General features: G+C 68.3%; 17 protein-coding genes. 7 read left to right on the top strand and 10 right to left on the bottom strand.

Going from position 1 to position 18,576, the window contains the following annotated elements:
- Positions 1 to 246: 246 nt before the first annotated feature.
- The 5 genes from hda (at position 247) to N5K27_RS18515 (ending at position 4,298) form a co-directional block, all read left to right on the top strand.
- On the top strand, positions 247 to 969 hold the full coding sequence (gene hda, locus N5K27_RS18535) for a DnaA regulatory inactivator Hda (protein WP_087836878.1): 723 nt from the start codon (positions 247 to 249) through the stop codon (positions 967 to 969).
- Positions 966 to 1,658, top strand: a complete 693-nt coding sequence (locus tag N5K27_RS18530; protein ID WP_087836879.1) for an HAD family hydrolase — start codon at positions 966 to 968, stop codon at positions 1,656 to 1,658. Before hda ends, N5K27_RS18530 begins: the two co-directional genes overlap by 4 nt.
- A complete protein-coding gene (gene pcnB, locus N5K27_RS18525; protein ID WP_087836880.1) occupies positions 1,655 to 3,058 on the top strand; it encodes a polynucleotide adenylyltransferase PcnB in 1,404 nt (467 codons plus the stop codon). The genes N5K27_RS18530 and pcnB overlap by 4 nt, the downstream gene beginning before the upstream one ends.
- A complete protein-coding gene (gene folK, locus N5K27_RS18520; RefSeq protein WP_087836881.1) occupies positions 3,055 to 3,543 on the top strand; it encodes a 2-amino-4-hydroxy-6-hydroxymethyldihydropteridine diphosphokinase in 489 nt (162 codons plus the stop codon). The genes pcnB and folK overlap by 4 nt, the downstream gene beginning before the upstream one ends.
- 137 nt (positions 3,544 to 3,680) lie before the next feature.
- Complete coding sequence (locus N5K27_RS18515) at positions 3,681 to 4,298, top strand: LON peptidase substrate-binding domain-containing protein (protein ID WP_087836882.1); 618 nt, start codon at positions 3,681 to 3,683, stop codon at positions 4,296 to 4,298.
- Positions 4,299 to 4,444: 146 nt separating this feature from the next.
- Here the strand turns inward: N5K27_RS18515 and N5K27_RS18510 are convergent, their stop codons facing one another.
- The 10 genes from N5K27_RS18510 to N5K27_RS18465 all read right to left on the bottom strand — a co-directional run bounded on the left by N5K27_RS18510 (position 4,445) and on the right by N5K27_RS18465 (position 16,420).
- The gene (locus N5K27_RS18510; RefSeq protein WP_243724450.1) at positions 4,445 to 4,954 is read right to left on the bottom strand and encodes a DNA-deoxyinosine glycosylase; all 510 of its coding nucleotides are present in this window, start codon (positions 4,952 to 4,954) and stop codon (positions 4,445 to 4,447) included.
- On the bottom strand, positions 4,951 to 5,766 hold the full coding sequence (locus tag N5K27_RS18505; protein ID WP_087836884.1) for a spermidine synthase: 816 nt from the start codon (positions 5,764 to 5,766) through the stop codon (positions 4,951 to 4,953). Before N5K27_RS18505 ends, N5K27_RS18510 begins: the two co-directional genes overlap by 4 nt.
- The gene (gene htpG, locus N5K27_RS18500) at positions 5,763 to 7,667 is read right to left on the bottom strand and encodes a molecular chaperone HtpG (RefSeq protein WP_087836885.1); all 1,905 of its coding nucleotides are present in this window, start codon (positions 7,665 to 7,667) and stop codon (positions 5,763 to 5,765) included. The genes N5K27_RS18505 and htpG overlap by 4 nt, the downstream gene beginning before the upstream one ends.
- 251 nt (positions 7,668 to 7,918) lie before the next feature.
- On the bottom strand, positions 7,919 to 8,485 hold the full coding sequence (locus tag N5K27_RS18495; RefSeq protein WP_243724467.1) for an HNH endonuclease: 567 nt from the start codon (positions 8,483 to 8,485) through the stop codon (positions 7,919 to 7,921).
- Between the two features lie 251 nt (positions 8,486 to 8,736).
- On the bottom strand, positions 8,737 to 9,825 hold the full coding sequence (locus tag N5K27_RS18490; RefSeq protein WP_132979405.1) for an MBL fold metallo-hydrolase: 1,089 nt from the start codon (positions 9,823 to 9,825) through the stop codon (positions 8,737 to 8,739).
- A gap of 4 nt (positions 9,826 to 9,829) precedes the next feature.
- Positions 9,830 to 12,139 (bottom strand): DNA topoisomerase IV subunit A, encoded by a 2,310-nt coding sequence (gene parC, locus N5K27_RS18485; protein ID WP_132979406.1) that lies wholly within the window; start codon positions 12,137 to 12,139, stop codon positions 9,830 to 9,832.
- The gene (gene parE / locus N5K27_RS18480) at positions 12,139 to 14,097 is read right to left on the bottom strand and encodes a DNA topoisomerase IV subunit B (protein ID WP_279818001.1); all 1,959 of its coding nucleotides are present in this window, start codon (positions 14,095 to 14,097) and stop codon (positions 12,139 to 12,141) included. Before parE ends, parC begins: the two co-directional genes overlap by 1 nt.
- Before the next feature lie 117 nt (positions 14,098 to 14,214).
- Positions 14,215 to 14,382, bottom strand: a complete 168-nt coding sequence (locus N5K27_RS18475) for a hypothetical protein (protein WP_165963071.1) — start codon at positions 14,380 to 14,382, stop codon at positions 14,215 to 14,217.
- Between the two features lie 27 nt (positions 14,383 to 14,409).
- Complete coding sequence (locus N5K27_RS18470; protein ID WP_132979408.1) at positions 14,410 to 15,615, bottom strand: MFS transporter; 1,206 nt, start codon at positions 15,613 to 15,615, stop codon at positions 14,410 to 14,412.
- An 82-nt stretch (positions 15,616 to 15,697) separates the two neighbouring features.
- Entirely contained in the window at positions 15,698 to 16,420 is a 723-nt protein-coding gene (locus N5K27_RS18465; protein WP_132979409.1) for a GntR family transcriptional regulator, read from the bottom strand.
- A 213-nt stretch (positions 16,421 to 16,633) separates the two neighbouring features.
- Here N5K27_RS18465 and N5K27_RS18460 point away from each other — a divergent pair, with 213 nt between their 5' ends.
- A complete protein-coding gene (locus N5K27_RS18460) occupies positions 16,634 to 17,542 on the top strand; it encodes a dihydrodipicolinate synthase family protein (RefSeq protein WP_087836891.1) in 909 nt (302 codons plus the stop codon).
- Positions 17,543 to 17,604: 62 nt separating this feature from the next.
- Positions 17,605 to 18,558, top strand: coding sequence for a tripartite tricarboxylate transporter substrate binding protein (locus tag N5K27_RS18455; protein ID WP_087836892.1), 954 nt, complete (start codon positions 17,605 to 17,607; stop codon positions 18,556 to 18,558).
- The last annotated feature ends 18 nt before the right edge of the window (positions 18,559 to 18,576 follow it).

Here is an 18,576-nt window from a genome sequence, read left to right as displayed (position 1 = left end):
GGATGGACCGAAAAGTGGATGGGCGCGGGCTTTCGCGGCAAAAAAACCAGCCGGGACCGCCTGAAAGCTATAATTTTACGATGATTGGTATTCCCATGCAGCGGACAGGGATTTACATCGGGACAACTCCCGGTGGCACCCGCCGCGCCCCGCATTCCTTTTCTGCCTGCGCAGCCTTGCCCGGCCCGACCTGTCGCCACCCAACGCCATGATCGTCCGACGCTGCGGGTCTCTTAGCCGCCCCTCATGAAGCAGTTGCTACTCGACGTTCTTGCCGCGCCGGCTCCGTCCCTGGAAAACTATGTCGCGGGCCCCAATGTCGAGGCCCTGGCGACCCTGCGCGCCCTGGAGCCGGGCCGCGCCGTCTACCTCTGGGGACCGGCGGGATGCGGCCGCACGCACCTGCTGCGCGCCCTGTCCGACCGGCCGGGCGCGGTCTACCTGGACAGCCACAGTCCCGTGTCGGCCTACCGGCGCGCCGCCCAGCCCGAGGAATCCGACGTCCGCCCCGCGCTGATCGCCATCGACGACCTGCATCTCCTGGACGAACCGCGGCTGGCCTGCGTGTTCTCGCTGTACAACCGCTGGCGCGAAACCTCGGCCACCGACATCGCCCTGTCCCTGATCGTCGCCGGCGAGCGGGCCCCGGGCCAGCTGGAGATCCGCGAGGACCTGCGCACCCGGCTGGGCTGGGACCTGGTATTCCGGCTGGAGGTGCTGTCCGATGCCGAAAAGACCGACGCCCTGATCCGCCAGGCCGCCAGCCGCGGGCTGCAGCTCGCCCCCGAGGTGGTGAACTGGATTCTTACCCATTACGAGCGGGACATGCGCCAGCTGGCCGCCCTGCTCGACGCCCTGGACCGCTATTCGCTGGCGGCCAAGCGCCCGATCACGCTGCCGCTGTTGCGCGCCATGCTGGCCGAACAGCCCCAACCGTCCACCATTCAGTCGTATTCTTCGTTGTCATGACCCCCACCCAAGCGCCGCCTTCCCGCCTCGCCCTGTTCGACCTGGACCACACCCTGCTGCCGCTCGACAGCGACTACCGGTGGGCCGACTTCCTCGCCCGCGCCGGGCACGTCGGCGACCCCGCCGCCGCCTGCGCCCGGAACGAGGAACTGATGCGCCGCTACGACGAAGGCAAGCTGACCGCGATGGAGTCGGCCGAATTCATGCTGGGCCTCCTGGCCCGCAACACGCCCTACGACCTGGCCCGCTGGCACGAGGATTTCATGGCCGAGGTGATCCGTCCGGCCATCTCCGCCCAGGCCATCGCCCTGGTGCGCGAACACCTGGAAGCGGGCGACCTGTGCGCCATCGCGACCTCGACCAACACCTTCGTCACCGCGCCCATCGCGCGCGCCTTCGGCATCCCCGTGCTGCTGGCGACCGAACCGGAATACGTCGCCGGCCGCTACACCGGCCGCATCCAGGGCATTCCCTGCTTCCGCGAGGGCAAGGTCGTGCGCGTCAACCAGTGGCTGGCCGGCCACGGCTGGCAGTTGTCGGATTTCCGCCAGTCTTTCTTCTATAGCGACTCGATGAACGACGTCCCGCTGCTCGAAGCGGTGACCGACCCGGTCGCCGCCAACCCATCCGCCGCGCTGCGCGAACTGGCGCGCGAACGGGGCTGGCGCATCACGGACCTGTTCGCATGATCAAGAAGCTCATCAGTAAGCTATTCACCCCCCGCGCCGCGCGCCCCATCCTGAGCGTCAAGCGGCATGCGCCCCTGCGCGTGCCCCAGGCCAAGCACGGCATCGACCGCCGGCTGGTCTCGCGCCATGCGATCAAGGTCTGCGATGTGCTGCACGAGCACGGCTTCGAGGCCTACATCGTCGGCGGCGCGGTGCGCGACCTGATCGTGGGCGCCCAGCCCAAGGACTTCGACGTGGCCACCAACGCCACGCCGGAACAGATACAGCCGCTGTTCCGCCGCGCCCGCATCATCGGCCGCCGCTTCCGCCTGGTGCACGTGGTGTTCGGCCAGGAGATCATCGAGACCTCCACCTTCCGCGCCTCGGGCTCGGACGAACAGACCACCGACGAACACGGCCGCATCCTGCGCGACAACGTCTTCGGCACGCTGGAGGAAGACGCCGCGCGGCGGGACTTCACGCTGAACGCGCTGTACTACGACCCGGCCACCGAGATCGTCATCGATTACCACGACGGCGTGGCCGACCTGAAGAAAAAGACCGTCAGCATCATCGGCGACGCCTCCAAGCGCTACCGCGAGGACCCGGTCCGCATGCTGCGCGGCATGCGCTTCGCCGCCAAGCTGGGCTTCACCATCGCGCCGGCCACGCTCGCGCCCATCCGCGAGATGGCCCACCTGATCGAGAACGTGCCCGCCTCGCGGCTGTTCGACGAGATGCTGAAGATGCTGACCTGCGGCCACGCGCTGGACTGCCTGCGCCGGCTGCGCGCCGAAGGCCTGCACAAGGGCCTGCTGCCGCTGCTGGACGTGGTGCTGGAACAGCCCGGGGGCGAACGCTTCGTGAAGCTGGCCCTGGAACGCACCGACGTGCGCGTGCGCAGCGGCAAGTCGGTCAGCCCCAGCTTCCTGTTCGCCGCGCTGCTGTGGCAGCAGGTCAACCAGCGCTGGCAGCAGTACCGCGCGGATGGCGAGCTGCCCATGCCCGCCCTGGGCATGGCCGTGGATTCCGTGCTGGACGACCAGACCGAGAAGCTGGCCATCCAGCGCCGCTTCGTCTCAGACATGCGCGAGATCTGGTTCATGCAGCCGCGCTTCGAACGGCGCCAGAGCAAGGGCGCCTGGCGCATGCTCGAACAGCCGCGCTTTCGCGCCGCCTGCGATTTCCTGCAACTGCGCGCCGCCGCCGGCGAGGTGGACAGCGCCCTGGCGCAATGGTGGATGGACCTGGCCGACGCCAGCGATTCGGCGCGCGCCGAGATGCTGGAAGAACTGGCCCGCCAGCCGCGCGCGGCCGGGGAAGCCGCGGCCCCCCGCAAGCGCCGCCGGCGCAGCGGCCGCTCGCGCCAGGGAGGCCCCGCCGAGGGCGGTCCGGAAGGCGGCACCCCGGTAGCGGGATGAACGCGCCCGCCTGGCAGACGGCCTGGGTGGGATTGGGCGCCAACCTGGGCGACCCGGCCGCCACCCTGCGCGCGGCGCTGGCCGCGCTGGCTGCCCATCCCGAGGTACGGCAGGACGCGCTTTCGCGCTTCTACCGCACCGAGCCGATCGACTCCAGCGGTCCCGACTACGTCAACGCCGTCGTGCGCCTGCGCACCACGCTGCCCCCTTTGGCGCTGCTGGACCTGCTGCAGGACATCGAACGGCGCCACGGCCGCGAACGTCCCTATCGCAACGCCCCCCGCACCCTGGACCTGGACCTGCTGGCATACGACGGCCAGCGCCTGGATACCCCTCGGCTGACCCTGCCCCACCCCCGCATGCACCAGCGCGCTTTCGTGCTGCGCCCCCTGTCGGACATCGATCCGGACATGGCGCTGCCCCAGGGGCGGGTGGAGGAACTGCTGCGGGCCTGCGCGGACCAGGCGGTCCTGCCGCTGGACTAAGGCCTGCTCACGCCAAAAGAAGGCTCGCACAGGCCGGGAATGGGGCCTAGGCGGTCTTGCCCCGCGTATTGCCTTGTTACGCGGCGGCGAGTGCCTCGCGCTATCCTGGAGGCTCGGGCAACCAACCGCCTACCGCCATGAACACGACCCCGCTCTTCCCCCTCGGCCGGGCGCTGTATCCCGAGGGCGTCCTGCACTTGCGCATCTTCGAGATCCGCTACCTGGACATGATCAAGCAGTGCATCGCCGATCAGTCCTCGTTCGGCGTCGTGCCGCTCCTGGCCGGCCACGAAGTCCGCACGCCGGAAGGCAAGGAAGTCCTGGCCGACTTCGGCACCATGGCGAGGATAGAACAGTGGGACGCACCCATGCCGGGCCTGCTGCAACTGCGCTGCGTGGGGACGACGCGCTTTCGCCTGGTGGCGAGCGAACAGCGCAAGTACGGTCTCTGGGTCGGGCAGGTCGAGCCGCTGGCCGACGACCCCGTGGTCCCCATCCCGGCTGCCCTGCAGCCCGCGGCCAATACGCTGGGCCGCCTGATAGCCGAACTCCAGCAGCAGCGCGCAGCCGGCCCCGACCTTCCCATCGAGCCGCCCTTCCGGCTGGACGAATGCGGATGGGTCGCGAACCGCTGGGCGGAAATGCTGCCGCTGCTGCCGCCGCAACAGCGCCACCTGCTGGCCGACGATGACCCGGAAAGCCGCCTGGACCAGATCCAGGACATCCTGAAGCGGCGCAAGCTCCTGGCCGAATGAGATGAGATTCCCGGGCGGGAGCCCGGCAATGTGCGGCGTGGGCCTGATCGGCGTCGCCTACCGGCGCGACACCATGCTGTCTACCGCCAGCAAGGCCCTGATCCAGGAGATCCGCCACCTGACGGACGACCTGCTGCAGCAGGAAATCACGACCGACATGCGAACAGGGGCCGCCATTGCTCCAGCTTCTGCTCGAAGCTATACATCGCGGCCGCCGGCGACGAAGAAGCCAGCCGGAACACGCGGTAGCCGTAGTCGGCCAGGTGATGGCCCAGCTTCCAGGACAGGCCGCCGTTGAAGCCGATGCGTTCGAGCAGCGGCGCATGTTCCTTCAGGTAGGCCGCAAGCGGATTGACCTCGGCCTCGGTCACGGCGGCATCCAGGCTGCCCTGGCGCCGGCAACTGGCGACGACGTCCCAGATGCCCACGCGGTGCCGGATGGCAACGCGCAGTCGTTCCTCGTAGGGCACCAGGTGCAGTGCCTCGACCTCCAGGCAGGCGCCCAGCAGGCGCCAGAACTGGTTGCGCGGATGGGCGTAGTACTGGCCCACGTTCAGCGACGCCACGCCCGGGAAACTGCCCAGCAGCAGCACCGTGGCGTCGGACGCCAGCACCGGCGGAAAGCCGCTGAGCTGGGGCTGCGCCGCGGCGCTCACAACCGCCCCAGCTCCGGCGCCAGCGAACGCGCCCATTTGCGCGCCGGCAGGCCGTAGCGGTTCTCGACCTCCTCGGCGCGCGCCAGCAGCGCCTGCGCGTCGATCCGCAAGGCCGGGCCGGCCAGGGCGATCGCCACCCGGTTGCCTTCCTCGATTTCGGGCAGGACCGCCACGCGCCCCTCGAACGCCTCGTCCAGATTGCGGCGGTTATGTTCGTAGCTGTCGTGCGCGCCGAACAGGTTGACGGTCACGACACCCGCCTGGCTGGCGTTGGCGCTGACCACCCGCCGGCAGCCGCGATAGAACTCGACGGAATCGCGCACCGGGCCGCGCGCGGCATGGTCGTACAAATCCACCATCAAGGCGCGGCAACTGCCGCGATTGGCTATGTCCTCCACCCACGCGCCCGCGTCATCATGGGTGACCATGAATCGCTCGTTGTCGGCGGGCAGGCGGAAATAGGCGCGGCAGGCGGCGGTCACGCTGGGGTTCCATTCCACGACGCGCACCAGGCTGTCGGTGTGCTTCAGGCAGAAGCGCGTCAGGGATCCCGCGCCCAGCCCCAGCGTACCGATGGCCTGCTCGCCGCCGGCCTGCGGCGGATCGAGGAACAGCAGCCACGCCATCATCTGGCGCGTGTACTCCAGCTCCAGCGAAAAAGGGCTGCGTATCCGCATCGCGCCCTGGATCCAGGGGCTGCCGAAATGCAGGTAGCGAACGCCCTGCTCTTCCGAGAACGTCGGCTCGTCGAGCTCGCTGGGGCCGGCGGCGCGCCGCCGGTCCGGCCCGGGCCGTTGCGCCTTGCGGCTCAAGAGGACTGGCTCAGCAACAGGCTGTTCATGCTGCGCACGAACGCGGCCGGATCCTCCAGCGGCGCGCCCTCGGCCAGCAGGGCCTGGTCCAGCAGCAAGCGGGCCCACTGGCCGAAGTCGGCATCGCCGGCCTGCCGCACGCGCGCAATCAGCGGATGGCCCGGGTTGATCTCCAGGATGGGGCGCGACTCGGGCGCGGCCTGTCCGGCCGCCTTGAGCAGGCGCTGCAAGTGCTGGCTCATGTCCTGCTGGTCCACCACCACGCAGGCGGGGGAATCGACCAGGCGGAAGGTCACGCGCACGTCCTTGACCGCCTCGCCCAGCGCCTCCTTCAGCCGCTCGACCACCGGCTTGAGCTCTTCCGAGACTTCTTCCTGCTGCTTCTTCTCTTCCTCGTCTGCCAGCGCGCCCAGGTCCAGGCCGCCCTTGGCGATGGAGGCCAGCGGCTTGCCGTCGAACTCGTTGACGAAGGACAGCATCCATTCATCGACGCGGTCCGTGAGCAACAGGACCTCGATGCCCTTCTTGCGGAAAATTTCCAGGTGCGGGCTGCTGCTGGCCGCGGCGAAGGTCTCGGCCGTGACGTAGTAGATCTTGTCCTGGCCTTCCTTCATGCGGGCCACGTAGTCGGCCAGCGACACCGTCTGCGCGGGGGTGCCGTCCTGGGTGGAAGCAAAGCGCAGCAGCTTCAGGATGCGCTCCAGGTTGGTCGCGTCCTCGCCCACGCCTTCCTTGAGCACCTGGCCGAACTCGGTCCAGAAGGTCGCGTAATCGTCCTTGCGGTTCTCGGCCAGGTCCTCGAGCAGGCTCAGCACGCGCTTGGCGCTGCCTTCGCGGATGGCGCGCACGTCACGGCTTTCCTGCAGAATCTCGCGCGAGACGTTCAGCGGCAGGTCGGCCGAATCGATGACCCCGCGCACGAAGCGCAGGTAGGCCGGCAACAGCTGTTCCGCGTCGTCCATGATGAAGACACGCTTCACATACAGCTTGACCCCGTGCTTCCTGTTGCGGTCCCACATGTCGAACGGCGCGCGCCGCGGCACGTACAACAGCTGCGTATACTCGCTGCGGCCCTCCACCCGGTTGTGGCTCCACGCCAGCGGCGCCTCGAAGTCATGCGCCACGTGCTTGTAGAACTCGGTGTACTGCTCGTCGGTGACCTCGGACTTGCTGCGCGTCCACAGCGCGCTGGCCTGGTTGACGGTCTCTTCCTCGTCGCGGGTGACCTGCTCGGATTTCTCGGCGTCCCATTCCTCTTTCTTCATCAGGATGGGCACGGAGATGTGGTCCGAATAGCGGCGCAGGATCTCGCGCAGCTTCCACGACGACAGGAAGTCGTCCTCGCCCTCGCGCAGCGTCAGGATGATGTCCGTGCCCCGCCCGGCCTTCTCGGCCGCCGAGATCGTGAACTCGCCGTCGCCGGCCGACTCCCAGCGTATCGCCTGGTCCGCCGGCTGGCCCGCGCGGCGGCTGACGACGGTGACTTTCTGCGCGACGATGAACGACGAATAAAAGCCCACGCCGAACTGGCCGATCAGTTGCGCATCCTTCTGCTTGTCGCCGGTCAGCTGCTGGAAGAACTCCCGCGTGCCCGAGCGGGCGATGGTGCCCAGGTTGGCAATGGCCTCGTCCCGCGTCATGCCTATGCCGTTGTCGGAAATCGTGATGGTCCGCGCGGCCTTGTCGAAGCCCACGCGGATGGCCATCTCGCCCTCGCCTTCCAGCAGTTCCGGCCGGTCGATGGCCTCGAAACGCAGCTTGTCGCAGGCGTCGGACGCATTGGAGACCAGTTCGCGCAGGAAGATTTCCTTGTTGCTGTACAGCGAGTGGATCATCAGGTGCAGCAACTGCTTGACTTCGGTCTGGAAGCCCAGGGTTTCGGAGGTGTTGGTCTGACTCATGGCAATAACAAGGCCCATCCCGGCGCGCACGGTTCAGGCGCGCCAGGCATGGCGGTTGACGAAAGGAAGTTGTCCGGTTGGAGCAAAAAGCTCACGCGGCGTAGATAGGGCCGCGCGCACCTTTTTCAAGCATAACAGCCCCCACCCGCATCGCCCCCCGGGACCCGGCGCCGGGCCGCCCCAAAGCGGGTCCCGGCCCCCTTTGGGGGGCTGCCGCGTAGCGGCTGGGGGCCCACCATTCTGGGCGCGCGTCAGCGCGTAGGGGAGGGTCCTAATCTGCTGGTGATAGGTACGCCCGCCAGCAGGAACTCCATCTGGTCGGCCAGGATGCGGCGATTGCGCAGGATCATGCCTTCCCAGCGGTTGGGCCGGTACGGCAGGTAGAGCAGCGGCATGCCGGCCTGCTCGGGGGTGCGGTTGCCCTTGCGCTGGTTGCACGAGCGGCAGGCCGTGACCACGTTTTCCCAGGTATTGGCGCCGCCGCGCGACTCGGGGCGGACGTGCTCGATGGTCAGTTCGGACTCGGGGAAACAGCCGCCGCAATAGGCGCAGACGTGCATGTCGCGCGAGAACAGGCGTTCACGGCTGATGCTGATGGAGGCGGAACGGTCGCCGCGGAACTCGCGGCCGCGCACGGCGATGATGCTGGCGGTGCTGACGGTGGACACCTGCCCGGTCAGCCGGTTCGTGCCCCCGCGGTAGGTGACGGTGGTGTCCCCCAGTTCCCATGCCACCCTTCCCGCCACGTGCAGGCAGATGGCTTTTTCGATATCCACCCAGTGCACCGGCGTGCCGGCGACATCGAGCGCGAGAACCAGATGAGCCACAGTTTTCTCCTGAATGGATTGCCTATCGCTATCTTTCACTGGTTTTTTATACAGCGCCTCAATGACCAAATCAAGACAAATGCCGATTCCGCACAACATTCCCCTGCCCACCAAGACAAACAACCCAGGCCCAGGATGCGGTGGATCCGGCTCCGCCGGTCCACCCGCATCGCCCCCTTAAGGGGGTGCCCGAAGGGCGTAGGGGGTGGGCTTCCCTTGCGCGCGTAAGCGCGTAGGGGGGGTCAATCAGTCGGAGCGCGGATCAGCCAGCGGCCATCGCGCCAGACCCGGCTCTCGCCGTGGTGCATCACGAAGAACTCGTCGGGGGCGACGCCCGCGTAGCGGCGTGCCCGCGCCAGGTCCCGGGGAGGCTGGTCCAGCGCCTCGTCGGTCAGCTCGAACGTGCCCCAGTGGATGGCGACGGAAGCCCTGGCACCCAGGTCGCGATGCGCCTGCACGGCCTCGGTGGGATTCATGTGATGGCCGCGCATGAACCAGCGCGGCGCATAGGCGCCTATCGGCAGCGCCGCCAGGTCGAAAGGCCCCATGCGTTCGCCTATGGCGGCGATGTCCTTGGAATAGCCGAAGTCGCCGCCGAACAGGAAGTTGAACGCGGGCTCGCGCGTCCGGACCGCCCAGGCGCCCCACAACGAAACGTTCCGGTCGAAGGGCGTGCGGGCGCTCCAGTGCTGCACGGGCAGCAGCGTCAGGATGGCATCGCCCACCACCGTCTGGCCCCACCAGTCCAGCGGCCGCAAGTCGGTGGCCTCGGGCACGTTCTGGCGGAACCAGACGTCCACGCCCAGGGGCACCATGAAGACGGGCGGACCGCCGGGCTGCGCCGCCAGCGCCTTGACCGAGGCGAAATCCAGGTGGTCGTAGTGGTTGTGCGAGATCACCACGGCATCGATGTGCGGCAGGTCGGCCAGCGCGACGCCGGGTGGCTGGTGGCGCTTGGGCCCCATGAACCCGAAGGGCGAGGCGCGTTCGGAGAACACCGGATCGGTCAACAGGTTGAAGCGGCCCAGCTGCACCAGCAGCGTGGAATGCCCGACCCAGCTGACCCGCACGTCCGGCGAGGCCTCCTTCAGCCAGGCGGTGTCCGCCACGACCGGCGACAGGGACTCCGTCGGAGGCGGCGGCAGGCCCTGCGCCCACCGGTCGAACTGCCAGCGCCAGAAGTCCAGCGTGCCCGGCTGGGCATACGAATACAGGTTGCGGAATCCATGCGGCGTATGGTGCGGCTGGGCGGCATCGTAGTACGGGTTGACGGGGGAGCACCCCGCCACCGCGCAGGTCGCCAGGACCGCCGCCAGCCCCCGCCGCATCATGGCCTTACAGCACCGGCGACAGCACGGGCTGCTTGGGCTTGGCGTCCAGCAGCCGGCCCTTGCGGGCCCGCTTGCCGACGTAGACCGCCAGTCCGCCGCCGGACAGGATCTCTTCATGCGGCTTGTTGCGGTAGATGCCCGTGATCCGCAGCCCCGCCGGCCCGACCGGCACCACCTGGGCCAGGGTGTCCTTGGGATCGATGTCCATCAGCGCCGTGCCGCGACCGCCCGAGGACAGCGCCTTGACCTCGGCCAGGCCGAACACCAGGAAACGGCCCTTGTCGGTCAGCAGCGCGAGCGAATCGGCGCCGTCGAACACCGGCACGGGCCGCAGCGGGCTGTCGCCCTCGTCCAGCGTCATGAATTGCTTGCCGCCACGCTGGCGCGTGGCCATGTCGCCCAGGCGGGTGACGAAGCCGACGCCGCGCTCGGTGGCCAGCAGCCACCGGCTTTCGGGGGCCGCCGCGATCATGTGCAGGATGCGGGATCCGGCTTCCAGGTCGATCAGCGTGGTCACCGGCACGCCATCGCCGCGCGCCGACGGCAGCGCGCTGACGGCCACCGAATAGACGCGACCGTTGCTGCCCAGCGCGATCAGCGTATCGGTGGTCCGGCATTCGAACGCGCCGTACAGCGCATCGCCCGCCTTGAACGTGAACAGGCTGGCATCGTGGCCGTGGCCCTGGCGGGCCCGCAGCCACCCCTTCTGCGACACGATGACGGTGACCGGCTCGTCGATGACCTTGGCCTCGACGGTGGCGCGCTCGGCCGCTTCGATCAGCGTGCGGCGATCATCGCCGTACTGTTTGGCGTCGGCTTCGATTTCCTTGACGATCAGCCGCTTGAGCGAATTCGGATTGGCCAGCAGTTCCTCGAGCTTGCCCTGCTCGTCCTTCAGGTCCTTCAGTTCCTGCTCGATCTTGAAGCCTTCCAGGCGCGCCAGCTGCCGCAGGCGCATCTCCAGGATGTCCTCGGCCTGGCGCTCGGACAGCTTGAAGGCCTGCATCAGCGCGGGCTTGGGTTCGTCCGACTCGCGGATGACCTTGATCACCGCGTCCACGTTCAAGTAGACCACCATGCGGCCTTCCAGCACATGGATGCGGTCCAGCACCTTGTCCAGGCGATGGCGCGAACGCCGCGTGACGGTCTGGGTGCGGAAGACGAGCCACTCGTCCAGGATCTCGCGCATGGACTTCTGGCGCGGCCGCCCGTCGTTGCCCACCGCCACCAGGTTGATGGGCGCGCTGCTTTCCATGGACGTATGGGCCAGCAGCGTGTTGACGAACTCGTCGCGGTCCACGCGCGAGGTCTTGGGCTCGAATACCAGCCGCACGGCCGCGTCCTTGCCCGACTCGTCGCGCACCGCGTCGAGCAGGCTCAGCAAGGCCGCCTTGGTCTGCTGTTGTTCGTTCGAGAGGCTTTTCTTGCCCGCCTTCACCTTGGGATTGGTGAGTTCCTCGATCTCTTCCAGCACCTTCTGGCCGGAGGTCGACGGCGGCAGTTCGGTGACCACCAGTTGCCACTGGCCGCGCGCCATTTCCTCGAACTTCCAGCGCGCGCGCACCTTGATCGAGCCGCGGCCTGTGCCGAGTATCTGGGCGATCTCGGACCGCGGCGTGATGATCTGGCCGCCGCCGGGATAATCGGGTCCGGGCAGCAGGCCGTAGAGCTCGTCGTCGGCGATCCTGGGATTCTTCAGCAGCGCCACCGCGGCCTGCGCCACTTCGCGCAGGTTGTGCGGCGGGATCTCGGTGGCCATGCCCACCGCGATGCCCGAGGCGCCGTTCAGCAGCACCACGGGCAGGCGCGCCGGCAGTTGCCTGGGCTCCTGGTACGAGCCGTCGTAGTTGGGAATGAAGTCGACCGTGCCTTCGTCCAGCTCGTCCAGCAGCAGCCGGGCGATGGGCGTGAGCCGCGCCTCGGTGTAGCGCATGGCCGCGGCGCCGTCGCCGTCGCGCGAGCCGAAGTTGCCCTGTCCGTCGATGAGCGGATAGCGCAGCGAGAACGACTGCGCCATGCGCACCAGCGCATCATAGGCCGCCTGGTCGCCGTGGGGATGGTACTTGCCCAGCACGTCGCCCACCACGCGGGCCGACTTCACGGGCTTGGCGTTCGCGCCCAGCCCCATGGCCTGCATGGCATACAGGATGCGCCGCTGCACCGGCTTCTGGCCGTCGCTGACGTCCGGCAGCGCCCTGCCCTTGACCACCGATACCGCGTAATCCAGATAAGCCTGTTCCGCATAGCGCGCCAGCGTGATCGCGGCGTCGCCGCCCGGCCGCTCGAACAGGCCGGGTTGTTGTTCGTCCGTCATCAAATATCCACCTCGGCGAGGTCGCCTTTCTCTTCCAGCCACGAGCGCCGCTGCGCGGCCTCACCCTTGCCCATCAGCATGTCGAACATGCGCGTGGTCTCGTCCGCGCCGAGTTCGCCGTAGGTGACCGGCAGCAGGCGGCGGGTGTCGGGGTTCATCGTGGTTTCCCAAAGCTGCTCGGGGCTCATTTCGCCCAGGCCCTTGAAGCGGCTGATGCTCCAGGACCCCTCGCGCACGCCTTCCTTGCGCAGCTTGTCCTCGACCGCGGTCAGCTCGCCCTGGTCCAGGCAATAGAGCTTGCGCGGCGGCCGCTTGCCCTGCGCCGGCACGTCCACGCGGAACAGCGGCGGGCGCGCCACGTACACGTGCCCGGCCTCGACCAGCCTGGGAAAGTGCCGCAGGAACAACGTCAGGAGCAGCACCTGGATGTGCGATCCGTCCACGTCCGCGTCGGACAGGATGCAGACGCGCCCGTAGCGCAGCCCGGACAGGTCGGGATCGTCGCCCGCGCCATGGGGATCGACGCCGATCGCCACCGCGATGTCGTGGATCTCGTTGTTGGCGAACAGGCGGTCGCGCTCGACCTCCCAGGCGTTGAGCACCTTGCCGCGCAGCGGCAGGATGGCCTGGAATTCCTTGTCGCGCCCCATCTTGGCCGAACCGCCCGCCGAGTCGCCCTCGACCAGGAAGACCTCGGTGCGGGAGGCGTCGCTGCTTTCGCAATCGGTCAGCTTGCCGGGCAGCACGGCCACGCCCGAGCTCTTGCGCTTCTCGACCTTCTGCGTGGCCCGCACGCGCGACTGCGCCTGGCGGATGACCAGCTCGGCCAGCTTCTTGCCGTATTCGACGTGGGAGTTCAGCCACAGCTCCAGCGCCGGCTTCGAGAACCCGCCCACCAGGCGCACCGCGTCGCGGCTGTTCAGTCGTTCCTTGATCTGGCCCTGGAACTGCGGGTCGAGCACCTTGGCCGACAGCACGAAGCTGGCGCGCGCGAACACGTCCTCGGGCAGCAGCTTGACGCCCTTGGGACTGAGGTTGTGCAGTTCGACGAAACCCTTGACCGCGTTGAACAGGCCGTCGCGCAGCCCGGCCTCGTGCGTGCCGCCGGCCGGCGTCGGGATCAGGTTGACGTAGGACTCGCGCACGACGTTGCCGTCCTCGGTCCAGGCCACCACCCACTGCGCGCCCTCGCCCTCGGCGAAGTTCTCGTTGTCGCCGCCGGCGTACTGCTCGCCTTCGAACAAGGGAATGAGCAGTTCGGCGCCGGCCAGCGCCTCGGTCAGGTAGCCGCGCAGGCCCTGCTCGTACAGCCAGGTCTGGGTCTCGCCGGTTTTCTCGACCCGCAGCGTGACCTTCACGCCGGGCAGCAGCACGGCCTTGCTGCGCAACAGGCGCGACAGCTCGCCCATGGGGATCGTGCCGCTGTCGAAATACTTGGGGTCCGGCCAGCAGCGCACGCGCGTGCCGCTCTTCTTGCGGGCGGGATCGGACACCTGCGCCAGTTCCTCGACCACGTCGCCGTGCTGGAACACCAGCCGGTGGGCCGCGCCGTCGCGCCAGACCGTGACTTCCATGCGCGACGACAGCGCGTTGGTGACCGAGACGCCGACGCCGTGCAGGCCGCCGGAGAACGAATAGGCGCCGCCGCCCTGCTTGTCGAACTTGCCGCCGGCGTGCAGGCGGGTGAAGACCAGTTCGACGACCGGCGCGTTTTCCTCGGGGTGCAGGCCGACGGGAATGCCGCGGCCCTCGTCCTCGACGGTCACGCTGCCGTCGGCGTGCAGGGTGACCTGCAGATGTTTGCCGTAGCCGGCAAGCGCCTCGTCGGCGCCGTTGTCGATCACCTCCTGCACGATGTGCAGGGGGTTTTCGGTTCGAGTGTACATGCCCGGGCGCTGCTTGACGGGCTCCAGCCCCTTCAGCACCCGGATGGAAGCTTCGTTGTAGCGAGTGGCCAAGTTATCCCCAGCGACTGTGGAAAATGAAGGGTATTTTACGGACGGAGGGCCTGGCCATGCGGGCCGGCGTGGCACGCCCATTTTTTGGGCACCCCTGCCTTGCCCGGCGGGTGGCGGTCACAGGCCGCACAGGGCCATGAGCCCTTCCCATCCGACGACGAGTTGCGGGCGCAAATAGCCCAGGAAGGCTACCGCAAGCACGGTGCCAAGCAAAGCATAGGCAAGGACCGCCCGCCAGGCGCGCCCGCGCCTCCCGGATTGCCCCTGCCGGTTGCGATCGGCCATGGACCTGCCTCCTGTTCCCGGCCGTGTTCATGCCGGCACCAATGCGCGCTCGCGCACGGGCATACACAGCGCCGCCGCGACCAGACCGAGCGCGACCGAAATCCACCAGACCGCATCGTAGCTGCCGGTGGCGACGTACAGCTTGCCGCCTAGCCAGACACCGACGAAGCTGCCGATCTGGTGGCCGAAGAATACGATACCGGTCAGGGTCGACGCATAGCGCATGCCGTAGATATGTCCTACCAGCGCGGTGGTCAACGGCACGGTCCCCAGCCAGACCAGCCCGATCAAGGCCGAGAACGCATACAGCACCGCCGGCGTCAGCGGCAGCAGGATCAGCAGCATGATCGCCGCCGAGCGCGTCGCGTACAGCAGCGCCAGCAGGTGCTTCTTGCTGTGGCGGCCGCCCATCCGGCCGGCCCAGTACGAGCCGAACACGTTGAACAGGCCGATGAGCGCGATGGCCAGCGCGCCGTCCGAGGCCTTCAGGCCGCCGTCCACCACGAAGGCCGGCAGATGCAGCGTGATGAAGGCCGTGTGGAAGCCGCAGACCGCGTAACTCCAGAACAGGAAGTGGTAGGAACCGTGCCCCATGGCCTGGCGTACCGCCGCGCCCAGCGACTGCGCGCCGGCGACATGCGCCGGCTTGCCCGTCAGCCGCGTGGCCAGCGGCAGCGCCAGCAGCATCAGCGCCGACAGCGCCCACAGCGCGCCGGTCCAGTCGAAATGATCGATCAGCAATTGCCCGGCGGGCACGACCACGAACTGCCCCATGGAGCCGCCCGCGCTGGCGATGCCCATCGCGGTGCTGCGGCCCTCGGGCGGCACGGCGCGCGCCACCACCGGCAGCAGCACGGCGAATGTCGTGCCGGCCTGCCCCAGTCCGACCAGCACGCCGGCGCACAGGTACAGCATGGCCTCGGACCCGGCGTAGCGCGTGCCGACCAGGCCCAGCGCGCACAACAGCGCCGATGCGACGATGGTCCGGCCCGACCCCCACTTGTCGGCCACCGATCCCATCAGGATGGCCGAGACGCCCCACACCAGGTTCTGGATGGCGAAGGCGAGCGAGAACACGTCGCGCCCCCAGCCGTGGACCAGCCCCATGGGCTGCATGAACAGGCCGAAGGTCGCGCGCACGCCCATCGCGAACAACAGCACGAGCGACGCGCAGACGACGATGCTTCCTGAGCGGGACGAGGGAGTCGGTGACGAAAGAGGCTGCGGCGGCATGAAGGACTGGATGATGGAAAATCGCGGCGCCGGTGCGTGCGCGACCGGCCACGGCCTGCGCATTGTAGTCGCACCGCTCCCGCTACGCCGGCTCGCGGCCCGGCGCCTGGTCCAGCAGGCGCTCGACGATGGCCAGGATCTGCCCCGCGGCGTCGCCGATGTGGCGCTCCAGCACCGATCGGGCCTCGTCGGCCCGGCGCTCGCGGCACAGCGAGACCAGGGCCAGGTGCTCCTGGTGGGCCTGCTGCCGGATCGGGGCGTTGACCACCTGGAAGCGGAAATAGCGCTCGGACTTCTCGTGCAGGCCGCGCACGATGGCCAGGGCGGCCGGCCGCTGGGCCGCCCGGTACAGGCCTTCGTGCAATTGCCAGTTCAACTGGCCCCACTGATCGGGCCCCGCCGTGTCCATGCGCGCCACGCATTGTTCGGCCCGCGCCAGTTCCTCTTCCGATATCCGCGCGGCCGCCTCGTGGATCAGCCAGGGCTCCAGGCGCAGGCGAATGTCGAACAATTCCTCGACCTCGGCGCGCGACAGCATGGAGACGAAGGCCCCCCGGTGGGGAATGGCGTCCACCAGGCCCTCGGCGCTGAGCTGGCGGATGGCTTCGCGGACCGGAATCCGGCTCACGCCCAATTCGTCGGCCAGCAATTCCTGGCGCAGCGGCGAGCCGGGAGGGATCGCCCCCGACAGGATGCGGTCGCGCAGCGCCTCGGCCACCAGTTCGGACGTGGTCCGGCGCACGAGCCGGTTGCCGGAGGACGGCCGGGCGGGAGGGGAAGACGGGGGCAGGTCGTTTCTGGGCATGGCGAAGGCAGAGATGACGGGGTCCAGGTAAACCCCGACAGACGCGCCACGGACACGGGGGTTTAAATAGAAGTATATTGGATCCACTATCCAACAGCCACCGGTCATCTACCGTTGGCTGATGACGGCCTTCATGGCCGTTTTTCGTAGACTTTCAAATTGGATCCAATATAAAGTAGTCAATATCCTCGAAAGATTCCAAGGAGTGTCCGCATGACCATCCGATGGCAAGGCGTGTTTCCCGCCGTCACGACCAAGCTCAAGCCCGACTATTCACTGGATGCCGACGCCATCCGCGCCGGCCTGGAACGCCTCATCGCCCGCGGCGTGAACGGCGTGCTGATGATGGGCATGGTGGGCGAGAACGCGCAGTTGTCGCCCCGGGAAAAGCAGGAAGTGCTGCGCATCGCGCTGGATACGGTGAAGGGGCGCGTGCCGGTGCTCTCCGGCGTGGCCGAGACCAGCACCGAGCGGGCCGCCGCCTTCGCCCGCGACGCCCACGCGCTGGGCGTGGACGGCCTGATGGTGTTCCCCGGCCTGACCTACAAGTCGGATGCCGACGAGACCGTGGCCTTCTACCGGACGGTGGCGCAGGCCTCGCCCCTGCCCATCCTGCTCTACAACAATCCCCGCGGCTACGGCGTGGATCTCACGCCCGACGTGGTGGCCCGCCTGCTGGAAGAGCCCACCATCGTCGCGCTCAAGGAAGAGTCCTACGACACCACGCGCGTCACCGATCTCATCACCCGCTTCGGCGATCGCCTGGCCGTGGTCTGCGGCGTCGACGACCTGGTGGTCGAAAGCGCCGCGCTGGGCGTCCGGTGCTGGGTGTCGGGCATGGCCAACGCGGTGCCGCGCGAATCCGTGGACCTGCTCGCGCTGGCCGCGGCGGGGGACTTCGACAAGGCCCGCCAGCTGTATCACGTGCTGACGCCGCTCTATCACCTGGATACCGTGGTCAAGCTGGTGCAGCACATCAAGCTGGCCGAGCACCTGATCGACGGCACAGCGGAAACCGTCAAGCCGCCCCGGCTCCCGTTGTCGGGCGCCGAACGGGAACGCACCATCGCCATCGTCCGCGAGACCCAGGCCGGCCTGCGCCGGCTGGGATACGACTACTGACTCCCCCGCCCCCAAGGCGCCTGGCGCCACCGGGGGCTTTCCCACAGCAGAAGGACCGCACCATGAACCTCGCCCGCCTGCTTTGCGCCTCGCTTGCCAGCCTGTCCATGCTGGCTTCGTCCTGGGCCGCCGGCTATCCGACCAAGCCCGTGGAGCTCGTCGTCGCCTACCAACCCGGCGGCGGCAGCGACAACACCGCCCGTGCCATCGCCGACGCGGTGCGCCCCATCTTTCCGCAGTCCGTCTACGTGGTCAACAAGCCCGGCGCCAGCGGCTCTATCGGCTGGTCCTACGTGGCCACCGGCCCGGCCGACGGGTACCGCCTGGTCCTCATGACGCCGGAGATGCTGGTCGTGCCGCTGATGGGCATAGGCAAGACCAGCGTGGACGAATTCCAGCCCATCGCCCGCTTCACCGACGATCCGTCGTCGATCACGGTACGCGCCGACGCGCCGTGGCACACCATCCAGGAGTTCCTGGCCTATGCCAAGGCCAACCCCGGCCGCGTCGCGATCTCGAACGCCGGCAACGGCACGGTGCCGCACATGGCGGCCGCGGCGCTGGGAGAATCGGTGGACATCGCGTTCACGCACGTCCCCTACCAGGGATCGGCGCCGGCCATCATGGGCCTGCTGTCGGGCGACGTGCAGGCCACCACGGTGGCCTACGCGGAACTGCGCCAGCATGTGGAAACCGGCAAGCTGCGCACGCTAGCGGTGATGTCGGAGAAGCGGATCGAGACGCTGAGCCAGGTTCCGACCTTCAAGGAACTGGGCCACGACCTGCTGTTCAGCGTGTGGCGCGGCGTGGGGGTCCCCAAGGGCACCCCCGCCGAGGCGGTGGAGAAATGGCGCGCGGCGGCCCGGACCCTGTCGCAGTCGACCGAGTTCCAGACCACCATGCGCAAGCAGAACCTGACGCCGGCCTACGCCGACCTGTCCGAGTTCTCGTCCGACGTGGCCAGGCAGGGCCAGGCCTTCAAGACCCTGGTGCCCAAGCTCAACCTCAAGCAGTAATGCGCGAAGGGCGGCCCG

This window comes from Pigmentiphaga sp. GD03639, assembly GCF_029845405.1.
GTDB lineage: Bacteria > Pseudomonadota > Gammaproteobacteria > Burkholderiales > Burkholderiaceae_B > Pigmentiphaga > Pigmentiphaga daeguensis.
Note: the sequence above shows the minus strand (reverse complement) of the source record. Positions and strands in the feature narration are given on the sequence as shown.